Below are 22,804 nucleotides of genomic sequence, written 5' to 3'. Positions count from 1 at the left end.
TCATAAGCAACGAATCCGGACACATCGGGCACAAGGAGAGCGAATGCGCCTAGTTGGACCGCTTGCCGCGGCTGTCATCGCGTTGGGCAGCTTGACGGCGTGCGACACGATCCAGGGCGTCAGCGACACCGCGGACAAGGTCAAGCTGTGTGCCGACGCGATCTCGCTCCTGGGCTTCTCGCCGGACATGAGCGACCCGCAGAAGGCCCTGGAGGAGACTCAGGCCAAGGCGAAGGAGCTCGAGACCCTCGCGAACTCCTCGCCGGACGAGAACGTGAAGAAGGCTCTCGAAGAGGCCGCGAACGGCATGCAGAACGTGAACTCCGCGGCGGACTGGGTGGCCCAGAAGGCCGACCTCGCCGCGAAGGTCTCCTCGGCTTGCGGCGGATGAGCACTTGAGCCCTGTTGCGCGCCTCCGGTGTGCGCCTAGGCTTTGACGCGTTCGACGCGCCAAGCCTCGGCCGCACACCGGAGGTGTTGCAGCACCATGCAAGCAACAGTGGGTGACAGGCTCCACGTCCACAGCCGCTCCATCGGCCTCGAGGAGCGCCTGGGCGAGATCCTCGAAGTGCGCGGGAGCGACGGACATCCGCCGTACCTCGTCCGCTTCAACGACGGTCACGAGGGCCTGGTGTTCCCCGGCCCCGACTGCGTCGTCGAGTCGCGGGGCACGGTCTGACCCAGCACGGTCGCGATGAGCTCCTCGGCCAGCTGAGGAGTCGCTGCCGCCACGCCTGACCACCGGTGGGTCAGGTCGGGTTCGAACGTGAACGGCCGCCCGTGCAGGTCGACCAGCACCCCGCCCGCGGCGGGGACGGTGACCAGCGCCGTCGCGAGGTCCATGATCCGGTGCGTGTCGCTGCCGGGGTCGATGAACGCGTCGACGGTGCCTTCCGCGACCAGCATGGTCTCCAGGCACGTCGTGCACAGCACACGGATGCGGTCGGCGCGGTTCGCGATGCGCAGCCACGCGTCCTGAGTGGCTGTCTTGGGGCGCATGATGCACACGGACGCGCCGTCCAGCGTCGTGCGTCCGGTGGTGCGGAACGACGTCGGCACGCCTGCGAGCGCATGCCACGCACGGCCCGTGTCGAACCATGTCGTCAGAGCTTCTTTGGCCGTGCCGTCTTCCACGAGCGCACCGGCGAAGCAAGAGAGAGGAACGCCGAACGCGGCGTTCGCGGACCCGTCGACCGGGTCGATGACGAGGGTGATCGAGGAACCGTTGTCGACGAACCCGGCTTCCTCGGAGAGCAGGTTCACGCGACTGCGGTGGATGGACTCCAGGATCGCGTCCTCGACGATGCGATCGACGCGCATCGTCGGTGTTCCGTCGGCGCCGTCCGCCACTTCTTCGCGGAGTTCGAGGCGCGTGTGCAGAGATCGGGCACGCCCGTACGCCGCCGACGCCGCGCGAGCGGCATCAGCGAGCGCGGGGTGCACGTCATCGGAAAGCTGTGGCTGGGGCACGTCCCACGGGATCAGCACGTGCCCCACACTGCCACGGATCAGATCAGGCCGAGGCCCTTGACCGCGTCGCGCTCCTCGACGAGCTCGGCGACCGAGGCGTCGATGCGGCCGCGGGAGAACTCGTCGATCTCCAGGCCCTGGATGATCTCGTAGGAACCACCCGAGGTGCGGACGGGGAACGAGGAGATGATGCCCTCGGGCACGCCGTACGAACCGTCCGACGGGATGGCCATCGAGGTCCACTCGGTGCCGTTGACCCAGTCGTAGATGTGGTCGATGGCGGCGTTGGCGGCCGAGGCGGCCGACGAAGCGCCACGGGCCTCGATGATCGCCGCGCCGCGCTTGGCGACGGTCGGGATGAAGTCGTTCTCCAGCCACGCCTGGTCGTTCACGGCCTCGGCGGCGGTCTTGTCGCCGACCTTGGCGTGGAACAGGTCCGGGTACTGGGTGGCCGAGTGGTTGCCCCAGATCGTCATGTTCTGGATGTCCGTGACGGCGACACCCAGCTTCTTGGCGAGCTGCGACAGGGCGCGGTTGTGGTCCAGGCGCGTCATCGCGGTGAAGCGCTCGCGCGGGACGTCCGGCGCGTGCTGCTGGGCGATGAGGGCGTTGGTGTTGGCCGGGTTGCCGACCACGAGCACCTTCACGTCGTCCGCGGCACCGGCGTTGATCGCCTCGCCCTGCGGCTTGAAGATGCCACCGTTGGCCTCGAGGAGGTCGCCGCGCTCCATGCCCTTGGTGCGGGGGCGGGCGCCGACGAGCAGGGCCACGTTCACGCCGTCGAACGCGGTCTTCGCGTCGTCGGTGATCGTGATGCCCTTGAGCAGCGGGAAGGCGCAGTCGTCCAGCTCCATCGCGGTGCCCTCGGCGGCCTTCAGCGCGGGGGTGATCTCCAGCAGCCGCAGGTTGACCGGGGTGTCCGGGCCGAGCAGGTGGCCGGAAGCGATGCGGAAGAGCAGTGCGTAGCCGATCTGGCCGGCTGCACCGGTGACAGTGACGTTCACGGGCGTGCGGGTCATGAGCCTTCCCGAATGACGGTCCTCGTTGACGTCGGGCGGGTCTGCCCGGCGACCCGCACGTTACCAACACGTGGCCGATGGCAGAGTGTGAGAGTGGACATCCCCGACGAAGAGATCGGCGAGGACTACTCCGACGCCGTCATGCCCGGTCAGCACTGGGAGAAGCGCTCTTTCACCGACTGCGACTTCACCGAGGCCGACCTCCGCGAGCTCGTCACGACGGGGTGCACGTTCACCCGGTGCGACTTCACCCGGACGGATCTCGGCGAGTCGAAGCACCAGGCGACGGCGTTCCGGCAGTGCACCTTCGACCGCACGGTGCTGACGCGGTCGTCGTTCAACTCGTGCAGCCTCATGGGTTCGAACTTCGTCGACTGCGTGCTGCGGCCCATCACCTTCACCGAGGTGGACTTCACGCTGGCGTCGTTCGTGAAGGCGCCGCTGTACGACCTGAAGCTGGCCGGCCAGAGGTTCCGCGAGACGAACCTCAGCGAGGCGGACCTGCGCAACACCGACCTGAGCAAGGCGGACCTGCTGGGGGCGCGGCTGCTCGACGCGAAGCTGGAGGGCGCCGACCTGCGCGGGGCGGTCGTGGACGCGAACGGGCTCCGGCAAGCCAAGCTCGCCGGAGCCCTGATCGACATCGACCAGGCGATCGCCTTCGCGGCCGCCTACGGCCTAGTGGTGTCGTGAAGTGATGCGCACGGACGGGTGGATGCGCACAGTCAGTTCTCCGTCTGCGAACTCCACGACGGCGTGCGACTCACCTCGGCCCGAGCGGACGAGCAGCCGGCTCGCGCGCTCGCGGTAGAGGTCGACCACGGTTTCGCCGCTCTGAAACCACCGCACCCGCACGGAAGCGGCGAGCTCGTCGAACGAGAGCAGCACGTCCTCGACTCGAACGACCTTGATCCACGGCTCGTCCCCGGTTTCGGGGGTGACCCCGAACGCGTCGAGGATCTCGTCGTGGGACGGCACCTGCATCATCGCCTCCAAGCCACACCGCTGCTCACATGGCTGTGGCCGGGATCGCACGGATCCCGGCCACCTCAAAGCCCGCGGTCAGTGGTCGGTCGAGATCTCCACCAGCACGCCGTCGGCGATCATCTCCTCGACCGCCTTCGGCAGCAGGTAGGCGGTGCCGCCACCCGGCTGCTCGAACCACGGCACGGCCACGCCCGTCAGCACCTCGAGCGGGCGGCGCAACCGGTACACGCGGTACGGGCGGTTGATCCACGACGGCACGAGGCTGCGTTCCGGGAACGGCGTGCCCGCCACGTAGACGAGGTTGCCGCTCTGGTCGCCGTAGCGGTCGATCTCGGTGCCCGCCGGCAGCTCGAACATCTGCTTGTGGCGGAACAACGTCAGCGGGGGTTCGCCCGCCAGCGGTGAGATCGGGAACTTCCGCTTCGACGGTTCCTCCTGCGCCACGGCGGCGGCGACCGGCGAGGGTGCCGGGGCCTGCTGCGGTGCGGGTGGCGGAACCGGCTGGACCTTCGTCGGAGCCGCGGCCGGGGGCAGCGGTGCCTGCTGGACCTGCGTCGGCGCCTGTGCCTGGGGCTGCGCCTGCGGCATCGGCGGGCGCTGTGGCGGAACGGGGCGGCGCGGCTCCTCGCGGAAGCCGTTGGTGATCGGTCGCTGCGGTGGCGGGGGCGTCCGCGGAATCGTGCGGAAGTTGCCCAGCACCAGCTTGCCGACCAGGTACGCCGACGCGTCCTCGACCTTGTCGAACCGCACGGGGTTCTTCGGGCCGTGGTCGAACCAGCACACCTCCCAGCTGTCGCCGTCGAGGCGCAGCGTCCAGGTGCGGTCGGCGGGCTCGCCGCCGATCCGGAACACGCCGTGCGGCACGTTGAGGTCGTCGAGCGCGCGGCGGGTGCCCGCCAGCTCGCGGTCCTCTTCCTTCGTGACCTGCCGCGGCGGCTTGACCGGTTCGGGCTCCGGCTCGGGTTCCGGCTCGCTGAACAGCGCCGCGTCGAACTGGGTGGTCTCCTCGGAGCGCGTCGGCGCCGGCGGGGACACCGGAACCACTGGCACGACCGGCAGGACCGGCGCGGCCTCGGCGACGGGCTCCGGTTCGAAGTGCGAGTCGAGCTGCGCCTCGAAGCGGTCCTCGAACTCCGGCTCGAACTCGGTCGTCTCGAAGGAGGTCGTGGACTCGATCTCCTCCTCGGCGAGGTCGGGCTCGTCCTCGGTGACCGCGACGACCGGGTGCTCCTCGGTGACCTCGGCCGGACTCTCCCGCGGCTCGTCGAGGACAGGACTCCACGCCATCGTGTCCTGCATGGCGTCGCGCGGACGTTCCTCGGTCTCGGCGACCAGGTGGTCCGTGAGCTCCTCTTCGCGGTGGTGCGTGAGGAGCTCGGGCTCGTCCGGCCCTGCGGTGGGGATCTCGGGTTCCTCGGGGACGTCCACGTCTACGTGTTCGTCCTGGAGGTCGTTTTCGTTCGGTTTCTCGGCGACGAACTCCGCGACCGGTTCCGGAGCGGGCTCCCGGACGATCTCCCGGACCGGCTCCGGTGCCTCGGACTCCGCGACCTCGCTCGGGTGCGGGGCGAAGAGGTCCATGCCCGCGCCGTACGTGTCGCGCAGGGTCCGGTCGTCGACGATGCCGGGCGCGCCGTCCGAGTCGAAGACGACCCGGTAGGGAGGGCCGTCCGCGCCCAGCGGCGGCGCGGCGACCGCGAGCGTCTCACCGAGGTCGTCGACGGGCTCGGGCCTGCGCTCCTCGACCACCGGCGGTTCGGGGTACAGCGGCTCGAAGTCGTACTCCTCCTCCGCCTCGTCCGCCGTCTCCGGCTCGGGAGCCTCGAACTTCGTGGCCTCGAACTTGGGGGCCGTGACGAACTGCGTCGCGTCCACCGAGGGTTCGGACGCCGGTTCGGGCTCGACCGGCGTCGGCACCACGGTGCCGGGAGGCGCGGCGGGAGCGCCCAGGTTCGCCGCGGCGGCGAGCCTCGACTCCTCACTCACCTCCGGCAGGCTGAAACCGGCGGCACGCGCGCGTTCGACCAGCTCGGGCTCGGGCGGCACGCCGTACTTGCGCAGGTAGTACGCGACTCCGGCGGGCCAGATCCACGCACCGTCCGTCTGGAAGCCCGACGGCACGACCGGCGGCGCGTCCGGGTGCAGCACGTCGTTGTCGAAGCCACGACCGGCCACGGCGACCGGCGCGTTCGACAGGTACGCGAGCAGCGGCGCGACCTCGGGCTCCGGCACCGGCGGCCGGTTGACCGACGGACGACCGTTCGGTCCGGCGCCGTCGAACACGCGGACGGTCCGGAACACCGGCGTCGGCGGGTTCAGCCTGCGGCGCAGCCACTCCGGGACGTTCTCCTCGGCACGCGGGAAGAACCGCATCTCGTCGAAGTACGCCTGCTGCGGAGGCGGGGTCTGCCAGCTCGGCTCCGCGCGGTCGAAGTCGAGGTTGTAGCTGGAGGGGTGGTCGAGCTGGTACCGGGCGTTGGTCCAGCTGCCCCGGCCCTCGCGGTGCATTCCGGCCCGCAGCCGCGCGAACAGCGAGGCCGCGTCCTGCGGCACCGCCCACGCGCGCTTCGAGCCGTCCTGCAGCTTGAGTTCGGCCTCCAGTTCGAAGTACCGGCCGGTGGCTCGGTACTGCGCGATGACACTGCGCCAGTCCTCTGGTGCGGCCCGCATCAGAGTCAGGCCGATCTGCTTAACCAGAGCGTCCTGCTCGGTAGGGTTCAACGGCTTCGGCTCGGACACGCCAACATCTTCCCCCGCAACTCGCCGGATCGCACACGTCCCCCGCCACTGCGCCGAACGGTGGAGGCCCGACCATAACGTGGTCGACGTGCATGGTTAAAGCTGATCAAGAACACTTTTGTGGGGTCTGGAGGCCAGGTGACGCGGTCCGCGCAGGTGACCGGCGGTCTGCTGGCGGCGGCGGGCGGAGTGGCCATCGCGGTCCAGGCGCGCGTCAACGGATCGCTGGCGCAGTCGCTGGGCAACGGGCTGCTGGCGGCGTTGATCTCCTTCGGCGGCGGGTGGTTCGTGCTGCTCGCGGTGGTCCTGTCCCGGCAGTCCGGACGGGACGGGCTGCTGCGGCTGCGGGACGCGCTGCGGCACCGGCGCATCCGGTGGTGGGAGTGCGTCGGCGGCATCAGCGGCGCGGTGCTCGTCGGCTCGCAGGGCCTCGCGGTCGCGACCATCGGTGTGGCGGTGTTCACGGTCGCGGTGGTGATCGGGCAGGTCGTGAGCAGCATGGTCATGGACAACCTCGGGGTCGGTCCCGGCGAGTCGAAGCCGATTACAAAGACACGTGTCGTCGGAGCGGCCGTCGGCGTTATCGCCGTCACGATCGCGGTGTCGGAGCGGTTCACGTCGCCCGGTGGGTTGTGGCTCGCGGTGCTGCCGCTGGTCGCGGGCCTGCTGATGGGCTGGCAGCAGGCGGTGAACGGGCTGGTGCGCGAGGCCGCGGTCAGCTCGGTGGCGACGATCCTGGTGAACTTCAGCGTGGGCACGGCGGCGTTGTCGCTGGTCAACGCCGTGGCTTGGGGCGGAGTGCCCGGCGCGTTCCCCTCGCAGTGGTGGCTGTACCTCGGCGGGTTGCTGGGCATCGTGGGCGTCGGTGGCGCGATCACCTCGGTGCGGTTCATCGGCGTGTTGATGGTCGGGCTGTGCGGCGTGTGCGGGCAGCTCATCGGGGCCGTGCTGCTCGACGCGGTGAGCGGGCACCTCGCGTTGCCGACGGTCGTCGGGGTGGCGCTGACGCTGGTGTCGGTGGGCGTCGCGGCCCTGCCCAATGGGAGGATGAGGACGTGACTGCGACGCTGCTCAACGGCAACGAAACCCGGAACGCGCTGTTCGAGGACCTCAAGGCGCGGGTCGCCGCGCTGCCCGGCTCAGTGGGTCTGGCGACCGTGCTGGTCGGCGACGACCCCGGCTCGCACTCGTACGTCAAGGGCAAGCACCGGGCGTGCGAGAAGGTCGGCATCTCCTCGATCCGGCGCGACCTGCCCGAGTCGACCACGCAGGAGGAGCTGGAAGCCGTCATCGACGAGCTGAACGCGAACCCCGAGGTCACCGCGTACATCGTCCAGCTGCCGCTGCCGAAGCACCTCAACGCGAACGCGATCCTGGAGCGCATCGACCCGGCCAAGGACGGCGACGGCCTGCACCCGGTCAACCTCGGCAAGCTCGTGCTCGGCGAGGACGCGGCGCTGCCCGCGACGCCGCGGGGCATCGTGGAGCTGCTGCGCCGTTACGACGTGCCGATCGCCGGCGCGAACGTCACCGTCGTCGGCCGCGGCGTCACCGTGGGCCGCCCGATCGGCCTGCTGCTGACCCGCCGCAGCGAGAACGCCACCGTGACGCTGTGCCACACCGGCACCAAGGACCTGGCGGCCGAGGTGCGCCGCGCGGACATCGTGATCGCCGGTGCCGGCAGCCCCGGCCTGATCACGGCGGACATGGTCAAGCCGGGCGCGGCCGTGGTCGACGTCGGCATCACCCGCACCGAGGCCGGTCTCGTCGGCGACGTGGCCCCCGAGGTCCGCGAGGTCGCCGGCTGGCTCGCCCCGATCCCCGGTGGCTCCGGCCCGATGACCGTCGCGATGCTGCTGACCAACACCGTCGAAGCCGCCGAGCGCGCCAATGCAGCGGTCTGACGCGGAAGCGCTCATGGGCGAACAGCGCTGGCGTTCGGGCCCCGGGAAGCACCTGCCGTTCGCGCTGGTGCTCGGGGTCGGCGCGCTTGGGCTGGTGCGGATCTTCCAGTACCACTGGCGGCAGGGCGCCGTGCTGCTCGGCGTGTCGTTGCTGGTCGCGGCCGTGCTGCGGATCCTCGTGACCGACGAGCAGGCGGGTCTGATCAAGATCCGCGGCCGCGGCATGGACGCGTTCCTGTACTCGACGCTGGGCATCGTGGTGATCGCCGTCAGTCTGACGATCACCGGCGGCCCGCTCAGCCGATAGCCCGGTCCACCATGACCTCGACGAGTTCGTCGAGGTCCATGGTGGCCACCACGTCCGGCAGCGTCAGCCGTTCGTAGATCAGCCCCGTCATCGCGAAGTACAGCGAGACGACGGTCATCCGGTCGCCCGGCAGCTTCGACTCCTCGTTGAACGCGACGTTGGCCTCGATGTTGTCGGCGATCGTCCTCGTGAGCGCCTGCCGGATCTCCGGCCTCCTGGTGGCCTCGAGCCGCAGCTCCATCATCGCGAGGTAGCAGGCCTTGTCGGCGTCCGCCCGCTTGATGATGTCGTGCATGAACTTCACCGTCAGCGACCTGTCGCGCGGCATCGCGAGCGACTCCGCGACCGACTCGTCGGACGGCATCAGCCGGTCGTGCACCCGCGTCATGACGTTCGACATCAGCTCGTCGCGGTTCGCGAAGTAGTTCGACGCCGTGCCCGCCGGCACCTGCGCCTTCGCGTCGATCGCGCGGTAGGTCAGCCCCCGCGCGCCTTCCTCGGCCAGGACGTCGATCGCCGCGTCCAACAGAGCAGTTCGCCTTGCCTCGTTCCGGACCACGCCGCCTCCTTGACAACCACTACACCCATAGTACTACAGTTGTCGTGGTTGAACGAGATCCCAGGGGGTTCGCATGCGAAAGCTCGTCTACTACGTGGCCGTCACGCTGGACGGTTACATCGCCGCCGAGGACGGGACCTTCGACGGGTTCGTCTTCGAAGGCGACCACATGGAGGGCATCAACGCCGTGTACGCGGACACGCTGCCCACCCAGTTCCGCGAGGCACTCGGCCTGCAGGACGCGCCGAACCGGAACTTCGACACGGTCCTGATGGGCCGCAACACCTACCAGGTCCCCGGCGGCCTGGCCTCGCCGTACGCGCACCTGCGCCAGTTCGTCGTGACGTCCCAGGCACTCGACACCCCGGACGACGTCGAGTTGATCGGCGAGGACGTGCTGGGGCGCGTGCGTTCGATGAAGGCGGAGGACGGCCTCGACATCTGGCTGTGCGGCGGAGGCAAGCTCGCGGGCGAACTCCTGCCCGAGATCGACAAGCTGCTGCTCAAGATCCACCCGGTGGTGTTCGGGCGCGGCATCCCGTTGTTCGACGGCAAGGCCGACATCACGAAGTTCCAGCGCACCAACGCGCAGCTGTTCGAGAGCGGAGTCTCGTTCATGACCTACGAACGCCCCTGAGGCCCGTGCAACCTGCTGCGGGACCGCGCGTCCTGTGGTTTGTTGCATTGGACAGAATCTGGGGGATTCTCGATGACCAGCATCAGCCGACGCACAGTGCTCGTCGCAGGTGCCTCTGCCGCCGCCGCGACCGCGATCGCCAACTCCGGCATCGCGTTCGCCGCGGCACCAGGCACCAGCGCCCTGCCCGGCCAGGGAAGTTTCGTCAACATCGTCGCGCACACCGACGATGACCTGTTGTTCCTCAACCCGGACATCCAGCCGTCCGTCCTTTCCGGGCTGCCGATGCGGACGATCGTCCTCACGGCGGACCAGTACAACGGCCACGGGAGCCTGAGCCGCGAGGACCTGGCCGCGAGCGTGCAGGAGGGCCAGCGCTCCGCCTACGCGACGCTCGCGGGCAAGCCGAACAACTGGACCCGCGCGACCAAGGAGGTCGCGACGATGGTCCTCGAGATCGACACCCTCGTGGGCGCGCCGAACATCCAGTTGGTCTACCTGCAGTTGCCCGACGGCGGCGGCGACCTGCCCGAGCACGACAAGGCGCTCGAGAAGCTGTGGAACGACCCGAACTACGCGGCCCCCGCCATCAGGCCGACGGGCGGGCCGGTCCAGGTCTCGCAGTGGTACAACCAGGCGGACGTGAACAACGTGCTGCTCGCGTTGCTCGACGAGTTCCAGCCGACGGTGATCCGCGCTCAGGACCCGCTGCCGTCCCTCAGCTTCCCGAACGAGGGCACCGAGCACACCGACCACATCCACGCGGCGAAGTTCGCGACGAAGGCCGTCAAGGCTTACGAAGGCACCACCGGGCGCGGGTTCGTGCTGTTCACCCGGTACCGCTGCTACAACATCGCCGCGTCGCCCAGGAACGTGCCGGCCGCGTTGGCCGGGCCGAAGAGCGCGGCCTACCAGGCGTACGCCGAGCACGACCCGGTCACCGGACCCGCTTTCGACGAGCACGTGTTCCACAACTACCAGCGGTGGCCCGTCGTCGCGCCGTGGGCGATCGTCGACAGCACGGGCACGCTGCACGCGTTCGTCGCCGCCGGTGACTCGATCATGTGGTGGCACCAGCCGGTCAACGGCGCCTGGGCCGGCCCGCAGATGCTGCGCGGCGGCACGTTCGCACCGGGTGTCGCCGTCGCGCTCAACGGATCGGGCCTCGTGCACGTCGCCGTCCTGGACCTGGACACCGGCTCGATCCTGATCACCGGCCAGACCTCGCCGGGCGGCGGGTTCGGCACCTGGACCGACGTCGGCAACCCGGACGGCGCCACGCCCGTGTTCGGCACGCCGGGCCTCGTGCTCAACGGCGACGGCGGCCTCGAACTGTTCGCGATCAACCAGAACAACGGCGTGAGCAACGCCTGGCAGAACGGCGACGGGTCGTTCAGCGGCTGGGAGGCGCTGTCCACGGGTGGCGTGGCGAGCATGATCGTGTCGCCTCCTGTCGGCTTCACGTCGTCGACCGGCCGCCTGCACCTGTTCGCCGACAACAACGGCCAGGTCGCCCACTGGCAGCAGAACCCCGGCGCGTCGACCGGGTACAAGTCGGTCGGGTCCGTCGAGTGCACGCACGCACCCGCCGTCGCCATGGACGGCAACAAGGTCCGCGCGATCGTCCGCGAGCACGGCGACGGCGCCGTCGGCACGGTCGCCGAAGGCTCGAGCAACGGCACGTTCGGCGCGCTCGCCCACCTCGGCGGGCAAGGCGGTGTCGGACCGGTCGCGGCAGTGACCTCCGGCGGTGGCGCTTCCGCGCGCGTGCTGGCGTTCGCGCGCAACGACAGCTACGGCATCAGCGTGGCGCGTCAGACCAACGGCAACACGTTCAGCCCGTGGGAGGACCTCGGCGGTTACGCGGAGGTCGGCCCTGCCGCCGTTCGTGACGCCTCAGGTTTCGTGCGGGTGCTCGTCGTCGGTGCGGACGCGAAGCTCTACGAACGCAAGCAGAGCGCGGCCGGCCCCACCAACCCGTTCGGAAGCTGGCAGGTCGCCGGGAACTAGTTCAACAATTGAATTCGTTCGAAAAAATGATTGACGGCGGACACCGCCCGCCGCAATACTTGTGCCACACACCAAGCCGAAGGGGAACGTCATGAAGAGCCAGGACATGCGACGCGGACGCTCCAGCAGCGTCGTCGCCTGCGTGCGCTCATCACGGCTCCCCAGCTCCTCGCGACCGTTTTCGCAGGTGAGCTCCTTGTAGTGGCCAAGCTTCAGGTCACACGGGGAGCCGCCCATCGGGAAACCGATCAGGGCGGCTCTCTTTGTTTGCTGTGCATTCAATTACGCCCTTGTAGCTCAATGGAAAGAGTGCGGCGCTACGAACGCCGAGATTCAGGTTCGACTCCTGGCAGGGGTACTCACGGGTGCGAGGGAGACGGCAACCCACCTCATTTGGGATGAGGACACACCGCGTTCGACTCGCGGGCATCCGACGGAAAGGCGCCTTCGGGCGCACCGGTAAAGCAGGGCAAAGGAGGGCTGGCCGAGTGGTAAGGCACCGGATTGCTAATCCGAGGTCCAGCTTCGTCTGGCGCGCGTTCGATCCGCGCGCCCTCCGCGTCCTGGGGAGGATTGGCCGAGCCCGGTAAGGCAGCTGTCTCGAAAACAGTGGTCAGCGCGCGAGCGCTGCGCAGGTTCGAATCCTGCATCCTCCGCTCCACCGTGTCCTCTGAAGTGCTGATGGCAGCACGCCCGACTGTTACGCGGGAGGACCAGGTTCGAATCCTGGCAGGGGAACCTCAGCGGAAGTCCCGTGACTTCGACGGGATCCGCAGGTCCAGGTGCTGCAACCGGTCCGCCAGCAGGCTGACCACGCCCTCCGCCGACTCGACCACGCCCCGCACGAGCATCGCGCCGCTGCCGCGCGCCACCCGCCGGTACCGCGCCCACAGACCCGGTGAGCACACGACGTTCACCATCCCGGTCTCGTCCTCGATGTTGAGGAACGTGACCCCGCCCGCCGTCGCCGGCCGTTGCCGATGTGTCACCGCGCCGCCGATCAGCACCCGCGTGCCGGGTTCGACGGACGCGAGCCGAGTCACCGGCAGAGCACCCATCGAGTCCAAAGTGGACCGCACGAACTGGGTCGGGAAGCTGTCCGGGGACAGGCCAGTGGCCCAGACGTCCGCCACCGCCAGTTCGACGTCGTCCATGCCGGGCAACGCTGGTGCGTCGACGCCGACCACGGTGCCGGGCAGGCGGTCTGGCCTGATGGCGGCCACCGCGCCGGCCGCCCAGAGCGCCTCGCGGCGTTCCAGGCCGAAGCAGGAGAAGGCACCGGCGGTGGCGAGGGCTTCCACCTGGGCCGCTGTGAGCTGCACACGGGTGCCGAAGTCCTCCATGTCGCGGAACGGTTGTGCGGCAACGATCCGCTCGGCGTCCGCGTCGCCGATGCCGCGGACGGCGGACAGGCCGATGCGGACGGAGTTCTTGCCCTCGAACGGTTCCAGGCCCGCCCAGGGAAGCGAGCGGTTCACGCACGGGCTGTGCACCGTCACGCCGTGGCGGCGGGCGTCGATCACCAGCGACTGCGGTGAGTAGAAGCCCATCGGCTGGGCTCTGAGCAGGGCCGCGCAGAACGCCGCCGGGTAGTAGAGCTTGAACCACGCGCTCACGAACACCAGGTGCGCGAACGACAGGGCGTGCGACTCCGGGAAGCCGAAGTTGGCGAACGCCAGGAGCTTCGCGTAGATGCGGCCGGCCAGTTCCTCGTTGATGCCCTGAGCCGCGCAGCCCTCGTAGAAGCGGTCGCGCAGGCGTTCCATGCGGGCGGTCGAACGCTTGGCGCCCATCGCGCGGCGCAGTTCGTCGGCCTCGGCGGCGGTGAAGCCTGCCACGTCCACCGCGATCTGCATGAGCTGTTCCTGGAACAACGGCACGCCGTAGGTCTTCTTGAGCGCGTTCTCCAGCAACGGGTGGTCGTAGTCCCACTTCTCGACCTCGTTGCGGCGCCGGATGTACGGGTGCACCGAGCCGCCCTGGATCGGGCCGGGCCTGATCAGCGCGACCTCGACGACCAGGTCGTAGAACTTGCGCGGCTTCAGGCGCGGCAGCGTCGCCATCTGCGCGCGGCTCTCCACCTGGAAGACGCCGACCGAGTCGGCTTTCTGCAGCATGTCGTAGACGGCGGAGTCGGTGAGGTCGATCTTGCCCATGTCGACGTCGACGCCCTCGTGGTCGCGGACCAGGTCGATGGCGTAGTGCAGCGCGGAGAGCATGCCGAGGCCGAGCAGGTCGAACTTCACCAGGCCGATGGACGCGCAGTCGTCCTTGTCCCACTGCAGCACCGTGCGCTTGTCCATGCGCGCCTTCTCCACCGGGCAGACCTCGCTGACGGCGCGGTCGCAGATCACCATGCCGCCGGAGTGGATGCCGAGGTGGCGCGGGAAGTTCTCCAGCTGCGCGGACAGTTCCAGCACGTCCCGCGGGATGTCGCAGTCGTCGGTGGTGGTGCCGAGCGGGCCCCACCTGTCTATCTGCTTGCTCCACGCGTCCTGCTGGCCCGGCGAGTGGCCGAGCGCGCGGGCCATGTCGCGCACCGCGGACCGGGCGCGGTAGGTGATCACGTTCGCGACCTGCGCCGCGTGCCTGCGGTCGTACTTGGCGTAGACGTGCTGGATGACCTCCTCGCGCCGGTCGGACTCGATGTCGACGTCGATGTCGGGAGGGCCGTCGCGGGCGGGCGCCAGGAACCGTTCGAAGAGCAGGTCGAAGCGGACCGCGTCGACGTTGGTGATGCCGAGCGCGAAGCACACCGCAGAGTTCGCGGCACTGCCCCTGCCCTGGCAGAGGATGTCGTTCTCCTTGCAGAAGTTCACGATGTCGTGCACGACGAGGAAGTAGCCGGGGAAGCCGAGCTGTTCGATGATCCGCAGTTCGTGCTCGATCTGCCCGAACGCCTTCTCGTCGCTCTCGGAGTACCGCCGGCGCGCGCCCTCGTAGGTGAGGTGGCGCAGCCAGCTGATCTCGGTGTGGCCGTCCGGCACGTCGAACGGTGGCAGCTTCGGCGCGACCAGCCGCAGGTCGAACGCCAGCTGCATGCCGAGCAACGCGGCGTTGTGCACGGCGCCGGGAAAACGACGGAACCGGTGGAACATCTCCTCACCGCTGCGCAGGAACGCGGCGGGTGACGGCGGCAGCCAACCGGCCATGTCGTCGAGGCTGCTTCGCGCGCGCACGGCGGCCATCGCGGCGGCGAGCCTGCCACGGCTCGGCGTCGCGTAATGCACCGCGTTCGTTGCCACGACTGGGAGTTGCAGCTTCTGCGCCATCGCGTTGAGAACGTCGTTGCGCCTGCTGTCCTCGGGCAGGCCGTGGTCGGTCAGTTCGACGTAGACGCGGCCCCTGCCGAACAGGTCGGTGAGCCTGACGATCTCCTCGAACGCCGCCTCCGGGCCTTCCCTCACCAGCGCCCGGCGGACGGTTCCCTTGCGGCAGCCCGTGAGCACCACGACATCGCCCTTGGTGTCGGCCACGATCTGGTCGATGTCGTAGACGGGTTTGCCCTTCTCGGCGCCCTCTTCCAGATGGCCGGTGGTGAGCGTGCGGCACAGCCCGTGATAGCCGTCCTGCTTGCGAGCCAGGAGAAGCAGGTGGTCGCCCTCGGGATCCGGTTCGCCGTTGGCGGGTCTGCTCAGGCCGATGCTCAGCTCGGCGCCGAACACCGTGTGCATGCCGAGTTCCTTGGCGGCCTCGGCGAAGCGGACCACGCCGTACATGCCGTCGTGGTCGGTGATCGCGATGGCGTCGAGCTTGAGCCGTTGTGCCTCCTCAACCAGTTCCTCGGGATGGCTCGCGCCGTCGAGCCAGCTGAAGTTGGAGTGGCAGTGCAGTTCCGCGTACGGCACGCGCTTGCGGGTGACCGCGAGCTCGTCCGCGTGCAGCTCGAACCCCGGCGGGGCGGCGTAGCGGTCGCGGTGTCTTCCCCACCCCGGACCGTCGCCGCCGTCGGGTTTCTGCTCGTAGGGCTTGCCGGAGAGAGCCCGCTCCAGCTCCCTCCAGCGAACCGGCGGGTTATTCCAGCCCATCAGGTTCCTTGCGCGGCAACGGGATCAGAGTCTCCAGCAGATCCCAGTACTCGTCGTACATCAGTCGTACACCCCTTCCAGAAACCACCTCTTGTTCCTGCGGATCAGCAGGAACGCCTGCTCGTTCGTCTGCACCTGGATGCGCGCGGCCCGGTGCGGGTCCGGCGCCCACCACCGCTCGTCGACCGGCCACGGCCCGGCCCACGCGGTGATCTCCCGTGTCTTCCCTTTGACCGTCAGGCTTTTCGGCTGCGCGGTGAGCTCGAGGCGGCCGGTCACGCCGACCTCGTCGCCTGCCTCGTCCTTCAGGTCCGCGGGGTCGTCGGCGAGCGTCGCGGGCGCCCTGGTGAGCCGGCCGGGCCACGGGTGGTCCGGATTTCGAGCGGGTACTCGTTCGTCGCCCCACGGCACGAGCCTGACCTGCTCCTTCGGTCCCCTGCCGCCGTCGATGACCCCGGTGAGCACGCCGTCCGGACCGAGCAACCCCTGGACGTGCAGCAGCGCCCGCACCGCGCGTTCGTCGTCGTGACCCCACAACCCGAGCTGGAGCGCGGTGCCGTTGACGACCTCGACCGGTTCGAGGGTGAGCGTGCGGATGCCGGACGTGAGGCGTTCGCGGGTGAGCCACCCGTCGAGCTGCCAGCGCACCCGGTCCGCGATTCCCCGTGGTGTCAACGGTTCCGCGGCCCGCCACACCCGGTGCAGCTCCTCGTCGTTCTCGGTGCGGGCGTGGATGCCGAGCCGCGTGCACGCGAGACTTCTGGCCGCGAGGTTCTCGTGCAGCCGTTCCGACAGGATCTTCGCGGCGAACGCGGCCGCGTCGATGCGCTCGACCGGTTCGTCGAAGGTCTCGGTGACCGCCAGCTCCGGTGCGGGCCTGCGCTTGTCGAGCGGGCGTTCCGGCAACCCGCGGGCCAGCCGGTGCTGCCTGGTCGCCGGACCGCCGAACCTCGACGCCACCGCGTTCTCCGGCACCTCCGCGAACGCGCCGAGCGTCTTCAGGCCGAGCCTTCTGAGCAGGTCGACCAGTTCTGGGGCGTCAAGCTCGTGCACACCCAACGGCCTGAGGAACTCCGGCGTCCGGTCCGGCGGCACGATCACGTTGCGGTGCGCGGCTTTCGTGGCCGCGAACAGGCTGTCGGCCATACCCACCTGGGACTCGGTCCCGGTGCGGGTCGCGACGTGGTCGACGATCCGTTCGGCCGCCTGCTCCGCGGACCCGAAGTAGCCGACCGGCCCCTGCGCCGGCACCGCGACCAGTCCCGGCAGCACCACCTCGATGCCGGGCGCGAGCTCCTCGACGGCCTCCGCGACCGGCTCGAAGAACCGGGCGTCGCGCTGCGGATCGTGCTCGAAGGTGATCAGTTCAGAACACATCGCCTCGGCCGCGCGCTTGCGCATCGTCTTCCGGATGCCCTCGGCCCGCGCCACCGCCGAGGTGGACACGATCTCGTTGCCGTCGACCACCGCCACCGGCACGTGCGGGGCGGTGCCGGTGGCGGTGCAGGCGGCGATGACGGGCCAGTCGGGGCACCAGACGGCGAGCAGCCGTGCGTCCTTCACGCCGACGGACCCTTTTGCGCGAGCCTGACCAGGCGCTCCACTGCCTCCGTCCGCCTGGTGACGGCACTGTCCGCCCGTCTGGCGGCCAGCTCGTCGGACCGGCCCGGACCGGCATCAGCCGGCTCGTCGGAGCGGACCGGTTCGCCGGCCACCAGCGGGAGCTCGATTTCTTCCGCGCCAAAAGTCAGCAGCACGTTCTTCGCGCGCCCTGCCGAGCCGCGACCACCGCTGCGGACGCTGATCTCCTGGCGCCGCAACGTTTCCGCGCCGTCGTGCAACGGGTTCCAGCTCACGGACTCCGCGGTCAGTTCCACGTCGGCCGAGGGCCAGGGGCCGAAGGCGATGAGCACGGAACGGCGTTGGCGGGCGCGGGCCGTCAGGCGGCGGGCCAGTGAGGGAGGGAGCGGGCAGGCGACGGCCACCAGGTCGATGCCGTCCAGCAGGGCCGCGATGACCGGGCCCGGATCGGAGCCGGGGCGTGGGACCAGTGCCAGGCGTTGCACCGCGACGCCCAGTTCGGCCGCGGCCAGCACTCCCACCTGGGGCAGGCCGACCACGGCGGCCCAGCAGCCGTCCGCGGTCGCACCCGCCAGCAGAGCGAGCAGCAACGATGTCGATCCGCCCACCGACACCGTGCTGCCACGCCGCAAGCCGCCCCACGGGAGCAGGCCTGCCAGTTCCCCGCGAACCGGCAGGACCCGCCCCGTGGTGTGGTCGGTGGTGGTGCTGGTCAGCTCGCTGGCCGGGTTCACCCCGAGCGCGGCCAACGACGCCGTTGCCGACCTGGACACTCCACCCACCTCCCGTCACGGACCGTGCGCACCCCTGTGCACGACCGCCGAGGGAAGTTCGGCGACTTGCTTATTCGAACTCTTGTTCGAACGAACGAGATGATCGTAGCGCGCGAGCGCACCCCTGTGTCAATCCCAGAGCGTCACCCTTTTGGTGGACACGGCCACACGGGTCCGGAAGCTCCTCTACGGTGCCTTCAGCACTACTTGGAACTGGGGAAATCGTGACTCAACCACCTCCGCACGGCTGGCATCAGCAGCCGCCACCTCCACCGGGCTGGCAGCAGCCACCCCCACAGCAGGGCTGGCAGCAGCCGCCGCCGGGCTGGGGTCCGCCGCAGCCACCCAAGAGGAGCAAGGCGCCGCTGATCATCGGCATCCTCGCCGGCGTCCTGGTGCTCGCCGGCGGCATCACCGGACTCGTGCTCCACCTCAACGTCAACAAGGACGCCGGTACCAGCAAGCGCGCCGACAAGATGCCCGCGTTGTGCGGCAACGTCTCCGAAGCGACACTGGCCAAGGCGCGCACGACGAACCCGAACGGCCTCGGTTCGCGCGAGACGACGGTGTCGAACGGCACGCGCACGATCTGCTCGTGGAACCAGACCAAGGGCGTCGACGGCAAGGGCCACCGCAGCACCGACGTCTACGTCTCCGACGACGACATGAAGACCGACTTCGACCGGCTCGTGGCGCAGCACATGGACACCAGGGGCGTCCCCCAGCGCAAGCCGCTCGAGGGGCTCGGTGACCAGGCCACGGCCGTGCTGGTGGAGGGCGACTCCGCGTACACCGACATCTGGATCGTCGTGCGCAAGGGCGACACCGTGATCGAGGTCGACTACTCCGGCTGGGACGCGGGCCTGTTCAGCAACACCAAGCCGGACGTCGCGGAGTTCGAGGCCGCCGCGAAGGGCATCGCCCAGGAGATGGTCGCGAAGATCTGAAAGCGAAAGGGCCGCTCCCCCAACGGGAAGCGGCCCTTTCGCTTGCGGTGCTCTAGTGAGCGAAGTGGCGCGTACCCGTCAGGTACAGCGTGATGCCCGCTTCCTCCGCCTTGGCGATGACCTCGGGGTCGCGCACCGAGCCGCCGGGCTGCACGACCGCGCGCACGCCGGCCTCCAGCAGCACCTCGAGGCCGTCCGGGAACGGGAAGAACGCGTCGGACGCGCCGACCGCGCCCTTGGCCCGCTCACCGGCGCGCTTCACCGCGAGGTGCGACGAGTCGACCCGGTTGACCTGGCCCATGCCGACGCCGACGGTCGCGCCGTCGTTCGCCAGCAGGATCGCGTTCGACTTCACCGCGCGGATCGCGCGCCACGCGAACTCGAGGTCCGCCAGCGTCTTCTCGTCCGCGGGCTTGCCGCACGCCAGCGTCCAGTTCGCGGGCGAGTCGCCGTCGGCGTCGATGGCGTCGCGCTGCTGCAGCAGCAGGCCGCCGGACACCGGGCGCATCTCGGCACCGCCGCGCGCGGGCGCGTTGGCCACGAGGATGCGCACGTTCTTCTTGCGCTGCAACACCTCGACGGCACCATCCTCATAGGACGGAGCGATGATCACCTCGGTGAAGATCTCCGAGACGAACTCGGCCATCTCCACGGTGACCTCGCGGTTCGCCGCGATGATGCCGCCGAACGCGCTGACCGGGTCGCACTCGTGCGCCTTGCGGTGCGCGTCCGCGATGCTCAGCTCGGACACCGCGATGCCGCACGGGTTGGCGTGCTTGATGATCGCGACGCACGGCAGTTCGTGGTCCCACGCGGCACGCCACGCGGCGTCACCGTCGAGGTAGTTGTTGTACGACATCTCCTTGCCGTGCAACTGCTTCGCCGACGCCAGGCCGGTGCGGCCGTCGCCCTGCGTGTAGATCGCGGCGCTCTGGTGCGGGTTCTCGCCGTAGCGCAGCACGTTCGACCGGTTCCAGGTCGCGCCGACCCAGCCGGGGAAGCCGCTGCCCTCGTCGTCCGGCGCCAGTGCGTTGCCCATCCAGGAGGCGACGGCGACGTCGTAGGAAGCGGTGTGGCGGAACGCGTCGGCGGCCAGGCGCTGCCGGTCGGCCAGGGTGAAGCCGCCCTCGCGGACGTTCTCCAGCACCCAGTCGTAGCGCGCCGGGTCGACGACGACCGCGACGTTGGCGTGGTTCTTCGCCGACGCGCGGACCATCGCGGGGCCGCCGATGTCGATCTGCTCGACGCAGTCGTCCTGGGAGGCACCCGACGCGACGGTCTGCGTGAACGGGTACAGGTTCACGACCAGCAGGTCGAACGGCGCGATGTCCATCTCGCGCAGCTGCTGGACGTGCGTGTCCTTGCGCAGGTCGGCCAGCAGACCGGCGTGCACGCGCGGGTGCAGCGTCTTCACGCGGCCGTCGAGGCACTCGGGGAACCCGGTGACCTGCTCGACCGGCGTCACGGGGACGCCCGCGTCGGCCAGCACCTTCGCGGTGCCGCCGGTGGACACGATCTCGACTCCGGCCGCGTGCAGGCCGGTGGCCAGTTCCAGCAGGCCGGCCTTGTCGGAGACCCCGATCAGGGCCCGGCGGACCGGTCGCCTCTCGGCAGGAGTGCTCACGGAATGCTCACCTTTCGTCCGTTCACGGTGCAGCCCTCGCGGGCGAGCCGGCCGACTGTCTCGACGAGCAGCCGGCGTTCGACGACCTTGATGCGTTCGTGCAGGGTGTCCTCGGTGTCGCCGGGTTCGACGACCACGGCCTCCTGCGCGAGGATCGGCCCCGTGTCGACGCCCGCGTCGACCAGGTGCACCGTCGATCCGGTGACGTGCACGCCGTAGGCCAGGGCGTCGCGCACGCCGTGCGCGCCGGGGAAGGCCGGCAGCAGCGCGGGGTGCGTGTTGATCATGCGGCCGCCGAAGCGGGCGAGGAACTGCTCACCGATGATCTTCATGAAGCCGGCGGACACGACGAGATCGGGCTCGTACGACGCGACGGCCTCGGTCAGGGCGGCGTCCCAGGCCGTGCGGTCGGCGTGGTCGCGCAGCTTGACGGCGAAGTGGGGCACCCCGGCGCGTTCGGCGCGCTTGAGGCCCTCGATGTTCTCGCGGTCGGCGCCGACCGCGACCACCTCGATCGGGAGGTCCGCGTCCAGCAGGGCCTGCATGAGGGTTCCGGAACCGGAGACGAGTACGACGACGCGCGCCGGTGTGGGAAGCCGAAGTTCGGTGCTCAGCGTCTACTCCTGGTCGTTGCAGCAGCTCAGGAGCAGCCTAGGACGTCACCGTCCCGGCTTGCCGTCCAGGTCCTCCTCGGACTCCATACCGAGCATTTCGTCGAACTCCGCATCAAGGTCCTCTTCCTCTTCGAGGTCCTCGTCCGCGTCGTCCTCCGGTTCGTCTTCCTGTTCGTCCTCAACGTCTTCGGCCTCGACGACGTCTTCAGGCTCTTCCTCGTCGTACTCGTCTTCGTCGTAGTAATCGTCGTCCTCGAGGTCCTCTTCGACCTCGAACTCGTCCTCGTCCACGACTTCGAGCTGTTCGAACTGGTCGGTGAGCTCGTCGTCCTCGAACACGACGTCCGGGTCGACGGCCTCCGCGTCCTCGTCGTAGTCCGGCTCGACGAACTCGGCGTCGTCCGCCACCACGGTCTTCTTGCGGTTCCCCGCGAGCCAGGCCACCAGGGCGCCCGGCACCAGCACCCACAGCGCCACGAGCAGCGCGAGCAGGCCCGCGGGCACCGTCACGGGGTCGAACGCGCCGCCGGCCAGCCGTCCACCGGCCGTCGCGGCGAGCACCAGGCTGCCCACGGCTGCCGTGATCGCCGCCACGAGCACCGCGCGCAGCCGCGAGGTCGGCCGGTCGGACACCTTGCGGCAGGTCCAGCCGACCAGTACGCCGATCACCGCGCCGCCGACCAGCACGGCGGGACTCCACACGAACGCGTTCTCCGGCATGGCCGCCAGCAACGGCACCGGGGGCACCGGACCGCCGACGAACCGCGTCGGCGCGACCTCGACCCCGCCCAGCGAGAAGCCGGCGCCCACGACGTACGAGAAGCCCGCGATGATCGCGTTCGGCAGGTAGCCGAGGCACAGCAGGAACACGCCGAGACCGACGCCGAACGACGGACCGGCCCCCGCGAAGAGCCCGCTGGTCGTCGGCCAGGACGCCGCGAGACCGGCGGCCAGCGCCAACGCACCCATGCTGACCAGCGTGAACAATGCCATGAAGCCAGAGCGCAGACCGTGCAGCGCCACCGGGTCGAGCTTGTCGAACACCACCTCGACCAGGCCACAACGGCGAGCCACGCCGATCGTCGCGGCGAGACCGGACACCGCCGCACAGCCGAAGAACGCCACGGCCGGTGTGGCTCGCACGACGCCCTCGCCCATGACGAGCGCGATCGTGCCGCCGACGACCGCGTGCGATCCGGCGATGCTGAGCACGACCCCACGGGCCTGCAGCGGTTCGTAGAGGCCGAGACGGTCGGCGGCCCCCGCGGCGGTGCGGCCGACCAGCAGCATCAGCAACGCCGTGGGCAGCAGCGGCAGCACGCCGAGCTGACCCGACTCGAAGCGCAACGGCACGTGGTGCGCCGCCAGCCAGGCGGGCGCGGCGGCGCTGAGCACGCCTGACGTGGAGAATTCGGCGTACGTGGCCGTCGCGGAGACCAGCGCGAGGACCGCGGCGACCGCGGCGTATCCGACGACCACCGATCCGACCGCGGAGGCGATGAGCACGCGCGTGCGTTCGGACCGCGAGAACTCCGGTGGGCGCACGGTGTTGACCTCACGGGTCACATCGCGTTGCAGCACGGGCACTTCTCCACTGTGTCAGGC

General features: G+C 69.7%; 20 protein-coding genes and 4 tRNA genes. 13 read left to right on the top strand and 11 right to left on the bottom strand.

What is annotated here, in order from left to right; all coding sequences use genetic code 11:
• Positions 1–43 precede the first annotated feature (43 nt).
• Both ACIQF0_RS39835 and ACIQF0_RS39830 read left to right on the top strand, forming a co-directional pair.
• A complete protein-coding gene (locus tag ACIQF0_RS39835) occupies positions 44–391 on the top strand; it encodes a hypothetical protein (protein ID WP_319975015.1) in 348 nt (115 codons plus the stop codon).
• 96 nt (positions 392–487) lie between these two features.
• Positions 488–679, top strand: a complete 192-nt coding sequence (locus ACIQF0_RS39830) for a DUF1918 domain-containing protein (protein ID WP_330853138.1) — start codon at positions 488–490, stop codon at positions 677–679.
• Here ACIQF0_RS39830 and ACIQF0_RS39825 read toward each other — a convergent pair.
• Positions 619–1,488, bottom strand: a complete 870-nt coding sequence (locus tag ACIQF0_RS39825; RefSeq protein WP_401038816.1) for an inositol monophosphatase family protein — start codon at positions 1,486–1,488, stop codon at positions 619–621. The genes ACIQF0_RS39830 and ACIQF0_RS39825 overlap by 61 nt on opposite strands.
• Before the next feature lie 20 nt (positions 1,489–1,508).
• Positions 1,509–2,489 (bottom strand): malate dehydrogenase, encoded by a 981-nt coding sequence (locus tag ACIQF0_RS39820; protein WP_189154450.1) that lies wholly within the window; start codon positions 2,487–2,489, stop codon positions 1,509–1,511.
• A gap of 141 nt (positions 2,490–2,630) precedes the next feature.
• Here ACIQF0_RS39820 and ACIQF0_RS39815 point away from each other — a divergent pair, with 141 nt between their 5' ends.
• On the top strand, positions 2,631–3,182 hold the full coding sequence (locus ACIQF0_RS39815; RefSeq protein WP_360044602.1) for a pentapeptide repeat-containing protein: 552 nt from the start codon (positions 2,631–2,633) through the stop codon (positions 3,180–3,182).
• On the opposite strand, the gene ACIQF0_RS39810 is transcribed toward ACIQF0_RS39815, so the two are convergent.
• Both ACIQF0_RS39810 and ACIQF0_RS39805 read right to left on the bottom strand, forming a co-directional pair.
• Positions 3,168–3,473 carry a hypothetical protein gene (locus ACIQF0_RS39810; RefSeq protein ID WP_401038813.1) on the bottom strand — a complete coding sequence of 102 codons (306 nt, stop codon included), beginning with the start codon at positions 3,471–3,473 and terminating at the stop codon, positions 3,168–3,170. The two genes, ACIQF0_RS39815 and ACIQF0_RS39810, sit on opposite strands and share 15 nt — an antisense overlap.
• 78 nt (positions 3,474–3,551) lie before the next feature.
• Positions 3,552–6,215: a glycohydrolase toxin TNT-related protein gene (locus tag ACIQF0_RS39805; protein ID WP_401038811.1), complete on the bottom strand. Its 2,664-nt coding sequence runs from the start codon at positions 6,213–6,215 to the stop codon at positions 3,552–3,554.
• A gap of 138 nt (positions 6,216–6,353) precedes the next feature.
• On the opposite strand from ACIQF0_RS39805, the gene ACIQF0_RS39800 reads away from it, so the two are divergent.
• The 3 genes from ACIQF0_RS39800 to ACIQF0_RS39790 are packed head-to-tail and all read left to right on the top strand — an operon-like array spanning position 6,354 to position 8,426.
• Positions 6,354–7,274 (top strand): DMT family transporter, encoded by a 921-nt coding sequence (locus ACIQF0_RS39800; RefSeq protein WP_401038809.1) that lies wholly within the window; start codon positions 6,354–6,356, stop codon positions 7,272–7,274.
• Positions 7,271–8,119: a bifunctional methylenetetrahydrofolate dehydrogenase/methenyltetrahydrofolate cyclohydrolase gene (locus ACIQF0_RS39795; protein ID WP_401038807.1), complete on the top strand. Its 849-nt coding sequence runs from the start codon at positions 7,271–7,273 to the stop codon at positions 8,117–8,119. The genes ACIQF0_RS39800 and ACIQF0_RS39795 overlap by 4 nt, the downstream gene beginning before the upstream one ends.
• Positions 8,106–8,426 carry a DUF3017 domain-containing protein gene (locus ACIQF0_RS39790; RefSeq protein WP_360044531.1) on the top strand — a complete coding sequence of 107 codons (321 nt, stop codon included), beginning with the start codon at positions 8,106–8,108 and terminating at the stop codon, positions 8,424–8,426. Before ACIQF0_RS39795 ends, ACIQF0_RS39790 begins: the two co-directional genes overlap by 14 nt.
• On the opposite strand, the gene ACIQF0_RS39785 is transcribed toward ACIQF0_RS39790, so the two are convergent.
• Positions 8,416–8,985: a TetR family transcriptional regulator gene (locus ACIQF0_RS39785; protein ID WP_360044534.1), complete on the bottom strand. Its 570-nt coding sequence runs from the start codon at positions 8,983–8,985 to the stop codon at positions 8,416–8,418. The genes ACIQF0_RS39790 and ACIQF0_RS39785 overlap by 11 nt on opposite strands.
• A 73-nt stretch (positions 8,986–9,058) precedes the next feature.
• Between ACIQF0_RS39785 and ACIQF0_RS39780 the strand changes: the two genes are divergently transcribed.
• The 6 genes from ACIQF0_RS39780 to ACIQF0_RS39755 all read left to right on the top strand — a co-directional run bounded on the left by ACIQF0_RS39780 (position 9,059) and on the right by ACIQF0_RS39755 (position 12,370).
• Entirely contained in the window at positions 9,059–9,622 is a 564-nt protein-coding gene (locus tag ACIQF0_RS39780; protein ID WP_401038802.1) for a dihydrofolate reductase family protein, read from the top strand.
• 72 nt (positions 9,623–9,694) lie between these two features.
• Positions 9,695–11,632, top strand: a complete 1,938-nt coding sequence (locus tag ACIQF0_RS39775; protein ID WP_401038799.1) for a hypothetical protein — start codon at positions 9,695–9,697, stop codon at positions 11,630–11,632.
• 286 nt (positions 11,633–11,918) lie between these two features.
• Positions 11,919–11,990: transfer RNA gene (locus tag ACIQF0_RS39770), tRNA-Arg, on the top strand.
• Between the two features lie 116 nt (positions 11,991–12,106).
• Positions 12,107–12,191, top strand: a tRNA-Ser gene (locus ACIQF0_RS39765).
• A gap of 8 nt (positions 12,192–12,199) precedes the next feature.
• Positions 12,200–12,288 (top strand) — tRNA-Ser (locus ACIQF0_RS39760).
• A gap of 10 nt (positions 12,289–12,298) precedes the next feature.
• Positions 12,299–12,370, top strand: a tRNA-Asn gene (locus ACIQF0_RS39755).
• Positions 12,371–12,372: 2 nt separating this feature from the next.
• Here the strand turns inward: ACIQF0_RS39755 and ACIQF0_RS39750 are convergent.
• Genes ACIQF0_RS39750 through ACIQF0_RS39740 form a run of 3 tightly spaced genes read right to left on the bottom strand, consistent with a single transcriptional unit; the run spans position 12,373 to position 18,014 of the window.
• The gene (locus ACIQF0_RS39750; protein ID WP_401038797.1) at positions 12,373–15,660 is read right to left on the bottom strand and encodes an error-prone DNA polymerase; all 3,288 of its coding nucleotides are present in this window, start codon (positions 15,658–15,660) and stop codon (positions 12,373–12,375) included.
• Positions 15,661–15,720: 60 nt separating this feature from the next.
• Positions 15,721–17,223, bottom strand: coding sequence for a DNA polymerase Y family protein (locus ACIQF0_RS39745; protein ID WP_401038795.1), 1,503 nt, complete (start codon positions 17,221–17,223; stop codon positions 15,721–15,723).
• A complete protein-coding gene (locus ACIQF0_RS39740; protein ID WP_401038793.1) occupies positions 17,220–18,014 on the bottom strand; it encodes a hypothetical protein in 795 nt (264 codons plus the stop codon). Before ACIQF0_RS39740 ends, ACIQF0_RS39745 begins: the two co-directional genes overlap by 4 nt.
• Before the next feature lie 224 nt (positions 18,015–18,238).
• Here ACIQF0_RS39740 and ACIQF0_RS39735 point away from each other — a divergent pair, with 224 nt between their 5' ends.
• Complete coding sequence (locus ACIQF0_RS39735; protein WP_401038791.1) at positions 18,239–18,961, top strand: hypothetical protein; 723 nt, start codon at positions 18,239–18,241, stop codon at positions 18,959–18,961.
• 52 nt (positions 18,962–19,013) lie between these two features.
• On the opposite strand, the gene purH is transcribed toward ACIQF0_RS39735, so the two are convergent.
• Genes purH through ACIQF0_RS39720 form a run of 3 tightly spaced genes read right to left on the bottom strand, consistent with a single transcriptional unit; the run spans position 19,014 to position 22,780 of the window.
• Positions 19,014–20,585 (bottom strand): bifunctional phosphoribosylaminoimidazolecarboxamide formyltransferase/IMP cyclohydrolase, encoded by a 1,572-nt coding sequence (purH, locus tag ACIQF0_RS39730; RefSeq protein ID WP_401038789.1) that lies wholly within the window; start codon positions 20,583–20,585, stop codon positions 19,014–19,016.
• Positions 20,582–21,199, bottom strand: coding sequence for a phosphoribosylglycinamide formyltransferase (purN, locus tag ACIQF0_RS39725; RefSeq protein WP_401039144.1), 618 nt, complete (start codon positions 21,197–21,199; stop codon positions 20,582–20,584). The genes purH and purN overlap by 4 nt, the downstream gene beginning before the upstream one ends.
• Before the next feature lie 45 nt (positions 21,200–21,244).
• Positions 21,245–22,780, bottom strand: coding sequence for a DUF6350 family protein (locus ACIQF0_RS39720; protein ID WP_401038786.1), 1,536 nt, complete (start codon positions 22,778–22,780; stop codon positions 21,245–21,247).
• Between the last annotated feature and the right edge of the window lie 24 nt (positions 22,781–22,804).

Origin of the sequence: Lentzea sp. NPDC092896, assembly GCF_044754905.1 — a bacterium.
Classification (GTDB): domain Bacteria; phylum Actinomycetota; class Actinomycetes; order Mycobacteriales; family Pseudonocardiaceae; genus Lentzea.
The sequence above is the reverse complement of the archived record's forward strand: the minus strand, read 5'-3'. Positions and strand labels throughout refer to the sequence as shown.